Origin of the sequence: Aquimarina sp. TRL1 (genome assembly GCF_013365535.1) — a bacterium.
In the GTDB taxonomy this organism is placed as follows: domain Bacteria; phylum Bacteroidota; class Bacteroidia; order Flavobacteriales; family Flavobacteriaceae; genus Aquimarina; species Aquimarina hainanensis.
In genome coordinates this window covers 386,576-406,308 of the sequence record NZ_CP053590.1, presented here as the reverse complement: position 1 = coordinate 406,308, position 19,733 = coordinate 386,576, and the positions used below count along the sequence as shown (strand labels likewise).

Genomic DNA, 19,733 nt, shown 5'->3' with positions numbered 1-19,733 from the left:
ATGAAAGATTTTATCAATAAACTTGATGAGTTAAACCTTTTTATCATCGAAGAAAATGATAGCTTGGTTTTAAAAAAATATAAAAACAGAACCGATAATAAACAAGCCTCATTTGAAGCAAGTAAACATGAGATAATAGCTTTTATAAAAGCGAATAAGGAAGCACTTTTAGCTCACCTGAAAGAAGAGAAAACTAAAGAGAAACAGAGTTCTTCCAGAGATAGGATTTATAAATTAAGCCCGCTTCAAGAGGGGCTTTTGTTCCATGGGTTATACAATCCAGAAGCGACAGCATATACCGTACAGTTTTCTCTGGACTTTCTTCAGGAAATAAATGTTGAAGCACTAAAGGCTGCATGGGAGTATGTGTTGAATAATCACAGTATTCTTAGAACGGCATTCTTTCATGAAGAGTTCAAAATACCAGTGCAACGCGTTTTTGAGAATGTTTCCCTTCCCTTTATACGATTAGATTATAGTTCTTATAAAGAGAAGGAACAAGAAGAAGCGCTTGAAGCCTTCATGAAATCAGATCATCAAAATGGGTTTCAGTTTAATGAAGCGCCATTGCTTAGAGTGACAATGATAAAAAGAAGTAAGACCTCATACAGGATGGTATTGACATTCCATCATATCTTGTTAGACGGTTGGTCTGTTTCGGTTTTATTTACAGAACTGTTACAAGCTTATCATGCATTAGAAAAAGGACAAAAACTTCCGGTAAAAGAAGAAGATGTCTATGAAGATTACATAAAATATATTGCAGGAAAAGATAAAAATACAGAAGAGAATTTCTGGAAAAACTATATTCAGGGAATAGAAACTCCTACCTTATTACCTTTTACAGAAACAGTGAATTCTGTAAATAAAACGAAAGGGGAATCAGGAGAATCAACCCTGTTGATAGATCATTTTTTAGCAGAAAAGATCAGGTCATATGCCAGAAAAAATCATGTAACAGTCAACTCGATTTTACAAGGGGTATGGGCTTTTTTATTGACTAAATATACAGGGAATAAGGATGTTGTATATGGAGTTACAGTATCAGGACGTCCCACAGATCTAAAAGATTCTGAAGATAGAGTGGGGTTATTTATCAATACCCTTCCTTTACGAACCAGATTGGAAGATGAAATGCAAGTAGCAGATTGGTTATTACAGTTACAATCCGAGCATACAGCTTGTAGAGAATATCAATACACCAACCTGGCGACCATTCAAAGTTTTTGTGAGGTAAAGGAAGAGTTGTTTGATAGTATTCTTGTTTTTGAAAATTACCCGATATCCGAGGCATTATCAGAAGTAGACAATGCACTTTCCATAGGGAATATGGATGATAAAGAACAAACCAATTATCCATTAGCAATTGTAGCTAGTCTGGGAGATAAATTAGAGATAAAGTTTAACTATAATGCAGATTTGCTTTCTGTATCCAGTATCTGCTCGATTCAGGAACATTTCAAAACTGTCTTAGAACAACTGATTCTTCCGGATCAGCGAATAGCAGATCTGACAATTCTTACGAAAGAGGAAACACATAAATTACTACATACTTTTAATGCAACTGAAATTGCGTACCCTAAAAATCAATCCATAGTGGATATTTTCCGGGTACAGGTAGAAAAAAATGCATCCAAAAAAGCGTTGGTTTTTGAAAATGAAGAAATGACATATCAGGAGCTAGAAGATTCATCAAATCAGATAGCTGATTACCTACAGAAACAAGGGGTTATGCCAGGAGAAAAAGTAGGAATACTTTCCAGGCGTAATATGGATATGATTGCGAGTATTCTGGGAATTCTAAAAGCAGGAGGGGCTTATGTTCCTTTGGATCCAACCTTGCCTTTAGGTAGGTTGGAACATATTGTTGCGGATGCAGCTTTGACCTACATTGTTTGCAATGACTATGCGATGAGCTTGGACATAGGAATCACCGGAGCAAAGTTCTTAGATACCAATATCCTGAATTCATATACGAAAGAAGCAAAAGAAATAGCCTATCAAAAAGAGGCGTATGTAATGTACACTTCGGGGACAACAGGATTGCCAAAAGGAATTGAGATAACACAGCATAACATTTTGAAGCTGGTATATGACGCAAACCCTATTCAGGTATCAGCATCAGACCACGTACTCCAATGGTCGAATTATGCATTTGACGGATCAGTTTATGAGATCTTTAGCAGTTTGTTAAAAGGAGCTACTTTGTTTTTGATAAAAGAAGAGGTTGCCTCAGATGGACTGCGATTGTCAGAAACTATTAAACATTATCAAATCACAAAATGTTTTGTTACTACAGCTTTGTTTAATGCGATGGTCGACTGTGGTATAGAAACGGTTTCCTGTCTCAAAAGCTTATTGTTCGGAGGAGAGATGGTATCCGTAGGACATGTGCAAAAAGCACTATCTATCCTGGGGGCAGGTAAGCTCATTCATGTTTATGGTCCTACAGAGACAACTGTATATGCTACCTATTATTCGGTTGATAGCATAGATGAAATAAAAGATACTGTTCCGATTGGATATCCGCTTTCTAATACCTCAGTCTATGTTATGGATACACAGCAAAAAATGGTTCCGGTCGGTGCTGTTGGAGAACTTTGTATTGGAGGCGAAGGGCTGGCAAAAGGTTATCTTCAGCGAGCCGCCTTAACCGCAGAAAAATTTCTTGAGAATCCATACTTAAAAGGCAGAAAAATATACCGTACCGGAGATTTAGCAAAATGGCTTCCTAATGGAAGTATCGAATTTATCGGAAGAAAAGATGCTCAGGTAAAAGTCAGAGGGTATCGAATTGAATTAGGAGAAATAGAAAGCGCCATAGCTGCTCGGGAAGAAGTAATAGAATGCCGTGTATTGGTACATGAAGATGGTACAAAAAACAAACGATTAATAGCTTATGTTACGGTACAAGGCGAATTGAAGTCAACCGATATAGAAGCTGAAATCCGCACGACACTTCCTGAGTATATGATCCCCGATGTTTGGATGCAGGTAGATAAAATTCCTTTGAATAGTAATGGGAAACTGAATAAGAAAGCACTTCCTGAACCAGCATTTGCTACAATTTCTCAACAATCATATGTGGCACCTGCTAGTGAATTAGAAATTTCCTTGGCAGCAATATGGAGTGAATTATTGTCGATAGAAAAAATTGGAATGTTTGATAATTTTTTCGACTTGGGAGGGCATTCATTATTAGCGACACGTTTGGTAGCCATGATTAGAAAGGCGATGGATACTGAGATTATGATCAAAGATATATTTGTATTCCCAACGTTGGCAGAACAAGTGAAGTTTATAACAGCAGAAAAAAGAACGCCAGTTCTGCCCGAAATAACAGTGCAAGAAAGAGTAGAGAGAAGCCCTTTGTCTTTTAGTCAGGAACGCCTTTGGTTTTTAGATCAACTTCAGGGAAGTCTGGAATATCATATACCGGGAATTATCCAGTTAAGTGGAGACTTGGATATGGAAGCGCTCGAAAAATCTTTACGAGCAATTGTTACCAGGCATCAGATATTACATACAGTTATTCGTTCAGAAAAAGGGGTGGCTTATCAGTCGCTAATTCCTGCAGATCAATGGGAATTACATAAAAAAGTATTGACCTCCAAAGAGCGAATAGAAGAGGTGTTGGAGCAGGATATAAAAACACCTTTTAATTTGTCAGAAGATTATATGTTGAGAGCCACTTTGTACACTCTCAAAGAAGGAAGTTATGTTTTAGGGTTTATTCTGCATCATATCGCAGGAGATGGATGGTCTAACAGTATTTTGATCAAAGATTTAATGGAGTTGTATCAAAAATACCACCAGGACAGTTCTTATATTCTCAAAATTCCAGAATTGCAATATAGAGATTATGCAATATGGCAACGTTCATTTTTATCGGAAAAACGATTAGAAGATCAACTGACATATTGGGAAACAAAACTAAAGGAGGTTTCCCCATTAAAGCTCCCTCTAGATTATTCCCGACCGGTTGAGTTGACTACAGCAGGATTTACTGTAGCAGGAAGAATAAATAAAGAAATCACTAAAAAGTTACGAAACATAAGTAAGCAAGAAGGTGTTACTTTATTTATGACCTTATTGGCTTCGTTCAAGGTGATTTTACATAAGTATAGTGGTCAAGAAGATATTTGTGTAGGAACTCCGATAGCAAACAGACTACAGCAGGAGTTAGAAGAAATGATAGGCTTTTTTGTCAATACATTGGCATTACGGACATCCATACAAGAAACAACTACGTTTAAAAACGTTCTTCAAGAAGTAAAGAAAACTACTTTAGAAGCATATGATCATCAGTTGGTGCCTTTTGAAAAAATTGTTGATAAAGTAATCAAGGTACGAGATATGAGTATGAGTCCTTTGTTTCAGGTAATGTTTGTATTACAAAACCTGCCGGAAACAAAAGAAGTCCCTTTAGAAGGAATAATGGTTACACCATATGATCTTACAGAAAACACTTCTCATTTTGATATCACACTAACCGTTAATGAAACAGATAATGATGAGTTATTAATAAGCTTCGTTAGCAAATCCGATTTGTTTACAAAAGAAACAATTCAACAAATAGCTGCTCATTATCAGGAGTTTTTAAAGCAAATTGTAATTGATATTGAAGTGCCAGTAGGAAAGGTTGATATACTAAAAGAAGAAGAAAGGTATCAATTACTTGAAGAATTTAATGCTACTAAAAAATCATATCCGTTAACTACTTCTTTTGTAGATCTTTTCGAAGAACAAGTATCACTACACCCAGAACAGTATGCAGTGGTCACAGTTGAAGAGCAAATTTCCTATAAAGAAATTGATGAACAATCAAACCAATTGGCAAATTACCTCAATAAACAAGGAGTTGCTGCGGGTGATTTGATAGGAGTTTGTATTTCTAGATCATCAAATTTACTTCGGACTATTTTGGGAGTTCTCAAGTCTGGAGCAACCTACGTACCAATTGATCCGGAATATCCATCAGAACGGATTCAACATATAATAGACGATGCACAGCTTCATTGGGTTGTCAAGACTTCAGAAATTCTGCTTAGGGATTGTCATGATAAAGAAGTAGAATACATTGATTTGGATACTGTTGTTCAATCAGTAGCAGGAGAGTCTAAAGAAAGAGAAAAAACAGAACACTTTAATGCAGAGGCAATAGCATATGTTATTTATACTTCAGGAAGTACAGGAAAACCTAAAGGGGTCAAGATTAAACACCGTAGTTTAATCAATTTGTGCTGTTGGCATAAAGAAGTGTATAAAGTAAATGCTACGAGTAGAGCGACTTTATTTTCTGCCATTGGATTTGACGCTTCAATATGGGAGATTTTTCCATATCTTATGTCAGGAGCTACACTGTATCCAATTACAGAAGATGAGGTACGGTATGATATAGAAGCATTAATACACTTTTTGCAAACGCATGAAATCACACATGCTTATATTCCAAGCCAGTTATGCCAGCGAATCGTACAAAAAGAAATAGAGATAGAAGGGATTACTATCCTGACAGGAGGAGAGGCATTGCAGCTACCAAAATCTACAAAACTCAATATTTACAATAATTACGGACCAACAGAGGATACCGTAGTGAGTACATATTATAAAGTTACTGGTCAGGATATAGGAGAAATTGCCATAGGAAGCCCAATAGCAAATACTGAAGTCTATGTATTGGATAAAGAAAAAAAGCTCGTTCCAATAGGTGTAGAAGGAGAGTTATATGTAAGTGGGGAAGGAGTTGCAGCAGGGTATTTGCATCAAGAAACATTGACAAAAGAACGATTTATCCAGAATCCGTTTCGTCCGGGAACCATTATGTATGCAACAGGAGATATCGTTAAGTGGCGGACTGATGGAGCGTTGCATTTTTCAGGTAGAAAAGATGAACAGGTAAAAATCAGAGGGCATAGAATAGAATTAGGAGAAATAGAAAACGTCCTACAACAATATACTTCAGGGTTGCAGCTTGTTGTTACGGTACAGGAAGATACTAATAAAAATAAACGCTTAATAGGGTATTGGGTAAATGATATACAACTGGAGAAAGAGGAGCTTATCAAATTTGCCAAATCAAAGTTACCTGATTATATGGTACCTGTAGTATGGATCCCAATTGATGAATTACCGATTACTGAAAATGGAAAAGTAGCTAAAAAAAGACTTCCTGTTCCTGATTTTTCAGCCTTACAAACCACTTATACACCACCTAAAAATGATACAGAACAGCTTCTTTGCGAAATTTGGGAAGCATTACTACATCTGGATACTGTAGGGACTACAGATGATTTCTTTCAGGTAGGAGGACATTCTTTATTAGCAGCCCGATTGATGGCAGCGATACGAGATAAAACGAAAGCAGAAATTACGGTTAAAGATATTTTCAGATTCCCAACAGTAGAAACATTAGCCTCTCATATACTAGATCAAAAAGCAGTAGATAATTCAATACCCATAGAAAAGATAACAGACAATCTGGATAAGATTCCTTTATCTTTTAGTCAGGAACGTCTTTGGTTTTTAGATCAGTTAGAAGGAAGCACAGCCTATCATATGCCTACCGTATTTTCCTTGCAAGGGATACTAGATATACAATTGCTGGAGAAAGCTTTTTATACAGTGATGGAACGACACCAGGCATTACGAACAGTGATAAAATCGAGTGATGGAATTGGATATCAGGAAATAAAACCTTGGGAGTCATGGAAATTACAGTATGAACAAATAACAAATGAATCTGAGTTAAAGTCAGCTATTTCAGAGTTTATTGTACGTCCTTTTAATCTCTCTGATGATTATATGATGAGAGCTGTTGTTTTTCAAAAAAGCGAGACATCATACGTATTGGGAATTGTAATTCATCATATTTCAGGAGATGGGTGGTCTAATGGAATTTTGCAAAAGGAACTTATCCAAGCGTATAATCAATATCAGTCAGGAAAAGAAAGAATATTAGATCCATTACCGATTCAATATACGGATTATGCAGTCTGGCAACGCAAAAAGTTGTCTCATAACGTTTTAGAGAGTCAATTGTCGTATTGGGAAGAGAAGTTACGTGGAACTCCCCCTCTTTTATTGCCTACTGATTTTGACAGACCTGCTATGCCGACAACGTCCGGAGCGATTTTTTCATATGAATTGACAGGAAATATCAGAAAGCAACTGGCAGTACTTACAAAAAATGAAGGAAGTACTGTTTTTATGACTTTGTTAGCCGGTTTTAAGGTATTGTTATATAAATATAGTGGGCAAAATGATATTTGTGTTGGGACTCCTATGGCGAATAGAACCCATAGTGAATTAGAAGAGATTATTGGCTTTTTTGCTAATACATTAGCATTGCGATCTGATGTCCGGGGAACTACTTCCTTTAGCGACCTGGTACAGCAAGTAAAAAACACAACTTTAGATGCCTATACGCATCAGGATACTCCATTCGAGAAAGTAGTAGATCGGGTGGTTGACACCAGAGATAGAAGTATAAGTCCTTTATTTCAGGTATTGTTTGTATTACAAAATACACCTGAAGAGGAGTCTGATATGATGGAAGGAGTATCCCTGAATATCTATGAAGTAGAAGAAGTTTTTTCTCAATTTGATTTGACGATAACAGCAAATGAATCGGAAAAAGGAATTTCATTAGATGTTATTTATAATCCAGATTTATTTAAAGAAGCCAGAATAGAACGTATGATGCAACACTATGAGAAACTTTTATCTCAGGTGCTGGAAGCTCCGGAAACTTTTATAAAAGATATCAATATCGTAACAGAGGAAGAGAAAAAACAACTCCTTACCACGTTTAATAATACAGCTGTTCCCTTCCCGGAAGAAAAAAATCTGGTAACTGCTTTTAGAAAACAAGCACTTCTTTCTGCTGATAGGATAGCTGTAGTGGGTGAAAAAGAAAAGTTGTCCTACCATACATTAGATAAGCAGTCTGATCAACTGGCGATGTACTTACTGGAAAAAGGAGTAACGAGAGAAACGTTAATATGTATTTGTACTGCACGTTCCACAACAATGATTGTAAGTATACTGGGGATATTAAAAGCAGGAGCAGCGTATGTTCCTATTGATCCTTCGTATCCTCTGGAACGAGTACAATATATTCTGGAAGATACCAGGGCAACAATACTTGTTAAAGATTCGACCTGTCCTGATATCGTTTTAGAAAATATACAGCAATTAGCAATCGATCAGGATTGGGAAATGGTAATGAATACACCGGTAAAAAAACTTCCTGCACCAGAATCAGCTCAATTAGCGTATGTGATTTATACCTCAGGGAGTACCGGAAAACCTAAAGGGGTTATGATCGAGCATCAAAGTATTATGAATACGATATATGCTCAGATAGAAGATTTTGAGATTCATAAAGAAGATCATTGTTTGCAATTTGCGAGTCAGGCTTTTGATGCTTCTGTTTCTGAGATATTTATCACCTTGATAAAAGGAGCAACATTATATATTATCGATGAAGGGACTAAATCAGATATACAAAGCTTTGTTGCATATATAGTCAGCAATCAAATTGATTGGGCAACATTACCCCCTGCGTTTTTTAGGTTATTAGAAACAGAAGATATTCAAAGTCTTCGTACGATAGTAACAGCAGGAGAACAAGCTGCTTTTGAAAAAGCAAAAGCATACGCCCAAGTAGGTCAGTTTATCAATGCATACGGTCCGACAGAATCTAGTATATGTGCCACTATATTCAAAGAGGAATTCTCAAGCTTAATTCCTATTGGACGTCCGATAGCAAATGCACAAGTATACGTGTTGGATAATGATCGTAATATTGTACCGATAGGAGTACCAGGGGAACTTTGTATAGCAGGAGCCGGAGTTGCCAGAGGATATCTTAACCGTCCTGAATTATCTGCGCAAAAATTCATAGAAAACCCATTTGACCCTCAAGCAAAAATGTATTGTACAGGAGATATGGTACAATGGCTTTCAGATGGAAATTTACTGTTTTTAGGAAGAAAGGATGATCAGGTAAAAGTCAGAGGATATCGAATAGAATTAGGAGAAATAGAACATGTGCTTTCTCAGCATAAAGCTATCAAATCTTGTTGTGTGCTGGCTAAGAAAGATCAAAATAATAACAACCGGTTAATTGGGTATGTAGTAGCGACCTCCCCGATTGATACCTATGAAATTCAAAAATACCTGGGAGCGCAATTACCAGATTATATGGTACCTGCTATCTGGACATTTTTAGACGAAATGCCTTTGACCAGTAATGGCAAAATCAATAAGAAGGTACTGCCAGATCCGGCGGTCACCATGACCTCTAAAGCAGCATATATAGCACCATCCACAGAAATTGAAAAGGCATTGGTAACTGTATGGAAAGAACTGTTAGTTGTAGATACGTTAGGGGTTAAGGATAATTTCTTCGAATTGGGAGGAGATTCTATTATTACCATTCAGTTAGTAAGTAGAATAAAGCGATTAGGGTATCAACTTAAACCCAGAGATGTTTTTGATCATCAAACTATAGAGAGTTTAGCACAGTTTGTTGTTAATCAGACAGAAATGACTCAGGGGGAACAAGGAATCTTGAGCGGGACAAGTGATTTACTTCCGATACAGCACTGGTATTTTGAAACCTTACATACAGCAGGAGCCCCTTTTAATCAGTCTGTATTACTCGCTGTTGATAAATCCATAACAATAGCGATTTTAGAAGAAGCGCTTCAATTGATTAGTGCATATCACGATGCTTTGCGATTTTCATATATCAAAGAAGAAGAAAACTGGATACAGCAATATACGGAAAGGTATTGTGAGTTGGCAATCGTTTCAGTCAAAGCTACTCCAGAAACGACAATAGCTAATGAGATCACAAGAATCTGTAACACATATCAGAAGAAAATAACTCCAGCGAATACATTTCAGGCAGTTTTATTACAAACTCCCGAGAGAGATGGACAAAATCGGGTGTTATTAGTAGGGCATCATCTAGTTGTAGATGGAGTATCCTGGAGAACGATATTAGATGATTTTGCCAGAGTAATTACAGCATTGCTTTCAAAAGAAACAATAGATTTAGGAAGCAAGGGAAGCTCTTACCGAGAGTGGTCTTTAGGACTACAGGAGTTTGCCAATAGCCCGGCAATTACAAACCAACAACATTATTGGAAGAAAGTAATAAGTGCTTATAATCCATTACCTGTAGATATTAATAAAAGCTATAAAACAAGAGCAAGTGTCCGACACTATACTGTTTCTCTGAGTAATACAGATACGACCAAATTGCTTCAGGATGTTCATCATCTGTTTGGAACAGAGATAAACGATCTTCTGCTAAGTTGTCTGGCAATTACCATAACTGATTGGACAAAAAATAAAAATCTGGTGATTGGAATGGAAGGGCATGGTAGAGAAGAGATATCGGATAGATTGGATATCAGTAATACAGCAGGATGGTTTACGAATCTCTATCCAGTTCGGCTAGAGGTAGAAAATGCCAAAGACCTAGGAGGAGTTATAAAGTCAGTAAAAGAGATGTTGCGAAACATCCCTGAAAAAGGAATGAGTTATGGAGCCCTGAAATATCTACACGAAAACCAGGAGATAAAAGAAGGACTGTCGAAAACAAGCTGGGATATTGTGTTTAATTATCTGGGACAGTTGGATAATATTATTGAGAAAGACTCTATGATTGCTACAGCAGAAGAATCTCCGGGAGGTATGGTAGGAGATTCCCTTGTTTTTGAAAACAAAATAGAAATAAATGGTTCAATAACACAAGGAACATTACAACTAAATTGGAGCTACTCGACAGCAGAATACAAGAGTGAGACAATAGAACAAATAGCTCAGCAATTTATTAAAAACCTCCAGGCAATTATTGCGTATTGCAGTATGCATACTACCAGAGAATTTACCCCTTCTGATTATGGGTTACAAGAAGAAATAAATTACAAAGAGCTCGAAGAGTTCACCTCTTTTTTAGAAGAAGACTTATCAGAAAAAGGAAGTGACATATTAGAGTTTTAATTCACACACGCTTAAAAATATCAACATCAACATGGAATTTTTTATAAAGAAACTAAAAGAGTTAAATCTTTTCTTAGTAGAAAAAGAGGGGAAATTAGTTTTAAAAGGACTTCAGGGGAAACTGACAAAAGAAGAAACTGAAAAAGTAAAGAAGAATAAAGAAATTATAGAGTTTATACGAGATAATAAACCTGGATTGATTGAACACTTGAGAAATGAAGCAAAAAAGCAGGTGTTTTATAAATTGAGCCCTCTGCAGGAAGGATTGCTATTTCATGGCTTATATGATCCGGATTCTAGTTCTTATACCATTCAGTTTGAATTCGATTTCACAAAAAAAGTAGATGTTGAGGTATTAAAAAAATCCTGGGAATATGTGATCAGTCGACATTCGATTTTGAGAACAGCCTTTTTTTATGAAGAAATCAGTTTACCTGTACAACGTGTGTATGAAAGTATTGAACTGCCTTTTACAGAAATAGATCTTAGCTCTTTTTCTAGAGAAGAGAAAGAAGAACGCGTAGCCCACTTTATGGAAGAGGACTATACCAGGGGTTTTTCTTTTAATGAAGCTCCACTGATAAGAATCGCATTACTCAAATTAGATGAAACCACTTATAAGATGGTCTTTACCAATCATCATATTATTATGGATGGATGGTCATTACCTATTTTGATTAATGAATTGTTATATGCTTATAACTGTTACATAGTTGGAAATACACCAGAGGATGTTGCAGAGGATTCTTATGAAGATTACATAAAATACATCGCTAATAAAGATACCAAAGTAGAGGAAAATTTTTGGAGAACGTATTTAGAAGGAGTAGAGGCTCCTACTTTATTACCGTTTTCTAAAACAGAAACTTCTGGAAATAAAATAACAGGGGAATTCAAGGAATCTTCTTTGGTTGTAGATAAAAATGTCACTCAGAAGTTAATTGATTTTTCAAAACGTTATCGTTTGACTCCGAACACAATTCTGCAGGGAGTATGGGCATTTTTATTGTCTAAATATACTGGATATACAGATGTGAAATTTGGAGTAACCGTATCAGGGAGACCTGCAGAGATCGGAAACCCGGAGCAGCGGGTAGGGTTATATATAAATACCCTTCCTTTACGAACCATACTGGGCGAAAAAGAACACATTGTCGATTGGTTGGAAACAATACAGGGAAATCATACCTCATGTAGAGAATATCAGTATATCAACCTGGCAAAAATACAGGAGTTTACTGGTGTAAAAGAAGATTTATTTGATACTTTATTTGTATTTGAGAATTTCCCTATTACAGATACATCAGAGGGTAAAGATGTTCACCTTACAATAGATAGTGTAGATGGAAAAGAACAAACCAATTACCCTATAACCATATCTATTACCTTAAACGAGGAATTGGATGTGAAATTTAGTTATAATACAGCTTTGTTAGAAGATACAGTAATAGAAATGATTCAAGGACATTTCGGAACTGTTTTGGAACAGATGTTAGCAGCTCCTAATGGAGCTTTATCTTCTATTAATGTGTTGACAGAAAAAGAGAATGCTCAGATTTTGTATGATTTTAACGATACGGAAGTTTGTTATCCGTTAGACAAAACAGTAACACAGATATTCAAAGAGCAAGTCAATAAAAATCCAGATGCAATTGCAGTAGTATATCACGATAAAAAGATAAGCTATAAAGAACTGGATGTTCAATCAGATCAGGTAGCTGCACAGTTACAAGCCGAGGGAGTTGTAAAAGACACTTTAGTAGGTATTTGTTTAGAACGAACCTCAGAAATGGTAATAGGAATTTTGGGAATCCTAAAAGCAGGTGCAGCATATGTACCTATGAAACCGGATTACCCAAATTCCAGACTAGCATATATTCTGGAAGAAATTACTGCAAAAGTGGTAATAACTGATCGTTCCAGTAAAGAAATAATAACTGCAGCCAGAAATGTGACCCCTCTTGTATTAGATGAATTTTTAGCATCGACGGAAGCAACAACTGAAGTTACTTATACACCGTATGCGACCCCTTCTTCCTTAGCATATATTATCTATACCTCGGGAAGTACAGGAACGCCCAAAGGAGCTATGATTGAGCACAAGGGATTATTAAATCATTTGTTGATTATGGTGGATGAGTTCAAAATGAATGAAGAAACTGTCATGGCGTTTACCGCTCCTTTTACATTTGATATTTCTGTATGGCAGATATTAAGCCCTCTTGTATGTGGAGGACAGGTGATTGTTTATAATGAAGAAATGATCCTAGAACCAGCGAATTTACTATCCTCTTTGGTTGAAGAAAAAGTAAATTTATTACAATTAGTACCTTCTTATTTAGATAGCCTTTTAACCATTGATCAGGAGCAAAGCCTTAATAACCTACAGTATTTCTTAGTAACGGGAGAAGCTGTTCAAAAGGCTTTGTTGGATCGATGGTTTAATACGTACCCTGCTATTCCTGTAGCAAACGCATATGGTCCGACAGAAGCTGCGGATGATGTGAGTTTCTATTTCATGCATGCATCCCCCGAAACAGTTTCAGTTCCTATAGGAAAACCAGTAGCGAATATGAAAATGTATGTAGTAGATAATTGGGGACATTTAGCCCCAATAGGAGTGGGAGGAGAAATATGCGTAGCGGGTGTTGGTGTTGGACGAGGCTACCTAAATGATCATGAAAAAACCAATAAGAGCTTTGTGAAAAACCCTTTCTCAGATGTGTTTGGAGATCGATTGTACAAAACAGGAGATCTGGGGTGTTGGTTAGCAGATGGTAATTTGGAATACCAGGGAAGAAAAGATGATCAGGTAAAAATCAGAGGACATAGAATTGAGTTGGGAGAGATTGATAGTGTTTTATCAGAACACCCTTCTGTTACTACCTGTTGTGTATTAGCTAAAAGAGATACAAGTAATAACAATCGATTAGTTGCCTATGTAGTGACCAAAGAAGCATTGCAAAAAGAAGTATTACAGGAACACCTGGGTGGCAAATTACCAGAATATATGGTGCCTTCTGTATGGGTAAGCCTAGAAAAAATGCCTTTGACAGCTAATGGTAAAATTGATAAAAAGTCCCTCCCAGATCCTGAAAATAAGGAAGTCGATGAAGCGACTTATATCGCACCAGTGTCTTCATTAGAAAAACAATTGGCGGGAATATGGCAAGAACTATTAAAATTAGATAAGGTAGGAGTTCAGGATAATTTCTTTGAGATTGGAGGGCATTCACTACTGGCGACTCGTCTGGTTTCTATGATAAGGAAAGCTATTGATACAGAGATCGCTATCAAAGATATTTTTGCACATCCTACAATAGTATTACAATGTCAGTTTATTGAAGGAACAACTCAAAATATAACAATTCCTGCTCCTACCCCGCAAGAAAGGGATGGGGTAATTCCATTGTCATTTAGCCAGGAACGCTTATGGTTTTTAGATACTCTTCAAGGAAGTAGAGAATACCATATGCCAGGAATATTTCATATTGAAGGAGTATTAAATATCGATGTTTTAGAAAAATCATTTAAAGCGATTGTAGAGAAACATGATATTCTGAGAACAACTATAAAAAGTCAGGAAGGAATCGGATATCAGGATATTTTGGATAGTGACAACTGGTTAATGTCACGAGAAATAGTCACAGACGAATCTCATTTGGAAGAAGCAATTGCAACATTTATAGATATGCCTTTTGATCTTGCAAAAGATTATATGATTAGGGTGTGTTTGTATACATTAAAAGATAGTAATAAATATGTATTGGCATTGGTAATGCACCATATATCCAGTGATGGATGGTCAGACGGAATTTTGTTTGACGAACTGGTGAATAATTATAAGTACCTTACAGCGGAGCAAGAGCTTCCAGTAGAAAAAATGTCATTCAGATATGCCGATTATGCAATATGGCAGCGAAACTATTTGTCTGGAGATGTATTAGAACAGCAGCTAGCGTATTGGGAAACACAATTACAAGAAGTTCCTTCCTTATCACTTCCTACAGATTATCCCAGACCTGCTCAACAAACAACAGAAGGAAGCAGTATAACATATGAATTAAACGAAGAGGTAAGTAAACGTCTGGCAGAAGTAGGAAAGCAAGAAGGAGCAACCTTGTTTATGACCTTGTTAACAGCCTTTAAGGTATTGTTATATAGATATAGCGGACAAGAGGATATCTGTGTCGGAACTCCAATTGCTAACCGCCCTTATCAGGAGCTGGAAAATTTAATAGGCTTTTTTGTAAATACATTAGCGCTGAGAACAACGGTAAATGGGGACGTATCATTTATAGAGGTATTGAAAAGAGTAAAAGAAGTTACATTAGGAGCATATCAGCATCAGATGGTACCATTTGAGAAGGTGGTAGATAAGGTAACTACCACTCGTGATATGAGTATGAGTCCCTTATTTCAGGTAATGTTTGTACTTCAGAATACACCGGACATAGAGGATGTTGTAATGGACGATATCACATTATCTCCTTATGAATACACAGCAGAAACGGCTCAGTTTGACATTACTTTAACCGCGACAGAAACAGAGAATGGGATATCGATGAATGTGGTATATAATTCAACACTCTTTAAGAAAAATACCATCGAACTGTTATTGCTTCATTATGATAATTTGTTAAAAAATATCGTTAATGACCCTACAGTTCCAATAGGGGCACTAGAAATGTTGACCAAGGCAGAAGAAGAGCAATTAATTCATGTTTTTAATGATACAGCAAAAAGTTTTGATTTAGATCAAAGCGTAATCGATGTATTCACTGATCAAGTAGAAAAAACTCCGGAAAAAACCGCATTGATTTTCGGAGATACGAAATGGTCGTATGCAGCACTTAATGAAGCATCTGCTAAACTAGCAACCTATTTACGAAAAAGAGGGCTTCAGAAAGAATCCAAGGTCGGAATCCTGATGGATCGTTCTCAGGAAATGGTGATAAGCATTTTAGGAATCTTAAAAGCAGGGGGAACCTTTGTTCCAATTGGTCCAGAGTACCCTCAGGATCGTATTAATTATATAGTAGAAGATGCCAAAATAGCCTTTTTATTGAGTAAGAGTGATTTGATAACGGCAATAGAAAACCCTACCGTAACAACAGTATTATGGGATCAAATTGCTCAGGAACTCATGGAAGAAGAACCAGCACAACTTGATATGTATGCTCCCACAGCAGCTTCAGTAGCCTATGTATTATATACATCTGGTAGTACAGGAAAACCTAAGGGAGTAATGGTAACGCATAAAAACTTAGTTAACTTTCTGTTTGGAGCAATTGATCAGTTAGAGATGAGGAATATGAAAACCTTGTTATCAATTACGACATACACATTTGATATTTTTTATCTGGAATTATTCAGTCCGTTATTAACCGGAGCCCAGGTAGTATTGATTGATAAAGAAGTGTCAGCGAATGGAGTGGCATTACATAAACAAATAGAAAAGTATAATGCAGACTTTATTCAGGCAACCCCTTCTAATTGGAAGATGTTAGTGTCTAGTGGGTTGAAATATAATAAAGGGTTAACCATGCTATGCTGTGGAGAAGCAGTTAGTGATGAGTTAAAAAATAAACTACTTCCCCTATGTGATTCATTGTGGAATTTGTATGGTCCGACAGAAGCAACCATTTGGGCAACTATAGAAGAACTGACATCCGATAATGATGTGACTATAGGGGTGCCGCTTCCTAATTATTCTGCGTATATCGTAGACGCCAATACCAATGTAGTCCCAATGGGAGTCATCGGAGAACTATGTATAGGAGGAGATAGTATTGCAAAAGGATATTTGAATAAAAAAGAACTTACAGAAAGATGCTTTATTGATAATCCATTCGAAAAAGAAGGAAAACTGTACTTTACAGGGGACTTAGCAAGATGGTTGGCAGATGGAAAGATAGAGTACATAGGAAGAAAAGATTCTCAGGTCAAGATTAGAGGACATAGAATAGAATTGGGAGAGATAGAGAATCAATTAGCAGCCATATCAACGATAAAAGAAGGCTGTGTCATCGTACAAAAAGATCACAATAACGATAACCGTTTGATTGGATATTTTGTATCAGAAAATGAGGCAATAGATGCTCAGGAAATTAAAAAAGAGTTGAGAAAAAAGCTACCTGACTATATGGTACCTGATGTTTGGGTTTCAATGAAAGAACTCCCTAAAAACAGTAATGGGAAATTAGACAGAAAATCATTACCTGATCCAGATATTTCTTCTCTTTATAAAGATGCATATGTCGCCCCAAGAACAGAAACAGAAAAACAATTAGTAGCTATTTGGGAAGAGTTGTTAGATGTAGAACGAGTAGGAATTCATGATAATTTCTTCGAATTAGGAGGGCATTCTGTACTAGCAGTACAGTTAATAGCAAAGATTAATCATGTATTTTCTATGAACCTAAGTCTGGCTAGTTTATTTGAGTTCCCAACCATTATAGAGTTAGCAGAGAAGCGTTTCTCCGGAATAGATATTCAAGATGAGATTTTAGTAACCTTAAATGGAAAAGGAAGTAGAAAACCGATTTTCTGTGCTCCTCCAGGAGGAGGAACGGTATTATGTTACCGTTCATTAGCCCTCTCATTAGGAGAAGAGCAGCCTTTTTATGCATTTCAGGCCCCGGGAATGGATGGGAAAACAAAAGTTCTGGAAACTGTAGAAGAGATGGCGTCGGTATATATTTCCAAAATGCAGGAAATAGACCCTATAGGACCTTATAGATTAGGAGGATACTCTTTTGGAGGCGAAGTCGCATTAGAAATGGCAATTCAATTACAGAGAGGAGGGTATCAGATAGAGGAAATAATCATGTTTGATGCGATTCCTCCACATCAAAAAGATATCAAACTGAGCTTTGAAGAACTTATTGCAGGGATAACAGTATTTATTAATAAAGAGTTTAACACGCATACAATACTAACGCTTTCTGATTTGGAAGGAAAATCCAGTGAAGAACAATTAGACATGCTATACAACATTGTGAAAATGTCAAATTTAGGATTAACCAGAAAACAATTAGAAGCCTATGTAGCAGTACACAAAAACAATATTAATTGTTCATATACACCTCAGTTAGATGAAAAATTGAGAACCAGTATTGTGTTGTTTAAAACGGAGGAACAGGTCGATGAAGAGGTGTTGAAGGATGATGGATTTGAAAAAGCAGCCTTGCTGAGTAAAAATGATTATGGCTGGAGTGCTTATATAGATAGCGAGGTATGTATTCATACAATTCCAGGAAATCATTTAACACTATTAGATCCCGCTAATGCGATTTTGATTGCAGGTCATTTAGATAAAAAGGTATCAGAAGAAGAGTATGAAACAGCATTGATTTCATAATGAAGAAGTATATCACGTATTTATCCCTGTTAATGTTTTCATTAATGGGGACTGACCTTACTGATTTTGCACTCAGCATTTGGATATTGGATCAACCAGATGGGAGCATATCATTATATTCTTTTGTCTGGTTTTGTGAAGCAGCTCCTGCCGTTTTTTTAGCCCCTGTTATAGGAAGTTTAATCGATCGGTGGAATAAAAAGAAAATGATCATATATGGTCAGTTAGTAGCGGGGATTGGCAGTATGATCCTTATGACGCTTCATTATTTAGGGCAATTACACCCATGGCATATTATGATTGTGGCAGGAGTAGGATCGATTGCCAGTACTTTTGTATTTCAAGCATTTTATGTTTCTACAAAAGCATTAGTTCCCAAAGATCAATTAGTAAGAGCGCAAGGGTTATCAAGTACTCTTAATGCGACAATTCAGATGGGGTTACCCATTGTTGCTCCTATTTTGTATAAGCTGATAGGGATGAGTAATATCTTTCTTTTTGATGGAATAACTTTCTTTACCTCTGTAATTGCTTTTTCAATATTGAGTTTTGTAGTGGTAGAAATATCATCAGAGAAATTCAGTATGAAGAATGATTACAAAGTTGTCAAGGAGTTTGTAAAACAACAAAAAGGCTTTTTATATCTGTATTCTTTCTTTTTTCTGATTAACTTTTTAGTAGGACTTATTACCGTATTGTTTACCCCTTTGATTTTGGATTTTTCTAATGAATACGTATTGGGCTTAGTATTAGCTTGTGTAGGTGTAGGAAGTCTTATAGGAGGAGGAGCAATGGCCAGTAAAAAAACATTTAATAACCCTATACAAATCATTATATGGGCGAATGTTTTTGTAGGGCTGATACTGATTAGTTTTTTCATTCAGGTTAATCCTTGGATTTTAGGGATAGGAGGGATGATGATTTTAGCACTCATCTCAGTATCCGCCATAGTTAATGAGGCTTTTTTTCAAACGGTAGTACCTACAAAAATACTCGGTAGGTTAACAGGGTTTTCTGGCTTTTTTATAGGAACAGCAGCTCCTTTATCATTTTTACTATCCGGATTTGTAGTAGATCAATTGAATCATTTTTTCAAAGCTAATACCATTGATTTTATGAATCATTTTCCAGGGACAAGTATTACGACATCCATCGTAGTTGTATTTGTTATCGCAGGATCATTATTAACAATACTATCTCTTATATACAGAAGAAACCCTAATCTAAAAAAATTAGATGCACTGTATAAAATAGCATTGGAAAAGAAATAATATGATTAGAACTGCCATACAGCTACACAAAGAATGAGGAAGCCTTTGGTATGAAAGCAATATATCTCTGTAATTAAGCA

Annotated in this window: 3 protein-coding genes; all 3 read left to right on the top strand. The window is 36.3% G+C overall.

Going from position 1 to position 19,733, the window contains the following annotated elements:
- From HN014_RS01570 to HN014_RS01560, 3 genes are read left to right on the top strand one after another with little or no spacing between them, the layout of a single operon-like run.
- On the top strand, positions 1 to 11,019 hold the full coding sequence (locus HN014_RS01570) for a non-ribosomal peptide synthetase (RefSeq protein WP_176027156.1): 11,019 nt from the start codon (positions 1 to 3) through the stop codon (positions 11,017 to 11,019).
- A gap of 31 nt (positions 11,020 to 11,050) precedes the next feature.
- Complete coding sequence (locus HN014_RS01565) at positions 11,051 to 18,382, top strand: amino acid adenylation domain-containing protein (RefSeq protein ID WP_176027155.1); 7,332 nt, start codon at positions 11,051 to 11,053, stop codon at positions 18,380 to 18,382.
- On the top strand, positions 18,382 to 19,653 hold the full coding sequence (locus HN014_RS01560; protein ID WP_176027154.1) for an MFS transporter: 1,272 nt from the start codon (positions 18,382 to 18,384) through the stop codon (positions 19,651 to 19,653). The genes HN014_RS01565 and HN014_RS01560 overlap by 1 nt, the downstream gene beginning before the upstream one ends.
- Positions 19,654 to 19,733 lie beyond the last annotated feature (80 nt).

What these genes read in the sequence shown, in the direction of transcription:
- HN014_RS01570 (WP_176027156.1), top strand. Translation starts at nt 1, where the DNA reads ATGAAAGATTTTATCAATAAACTTGATGAGTTAAACCTTTTTATCATC.
- HN014_RS01565 (WP_176027155.1), top strand. Translation starts at nt 11,051, where the DNA reads ATGGAATTTTTTATAAAGAAACTAAAAGAGTTAAATCTTTTCTTAGTA.
- HN014_RS01560 (WP_176027154.1), top strand. Translation starts at nt 18,382, where the DNA reads ATGAAGAAGTATATCACGTATTTATCCCTGTTAATGTTTTCATTAATG.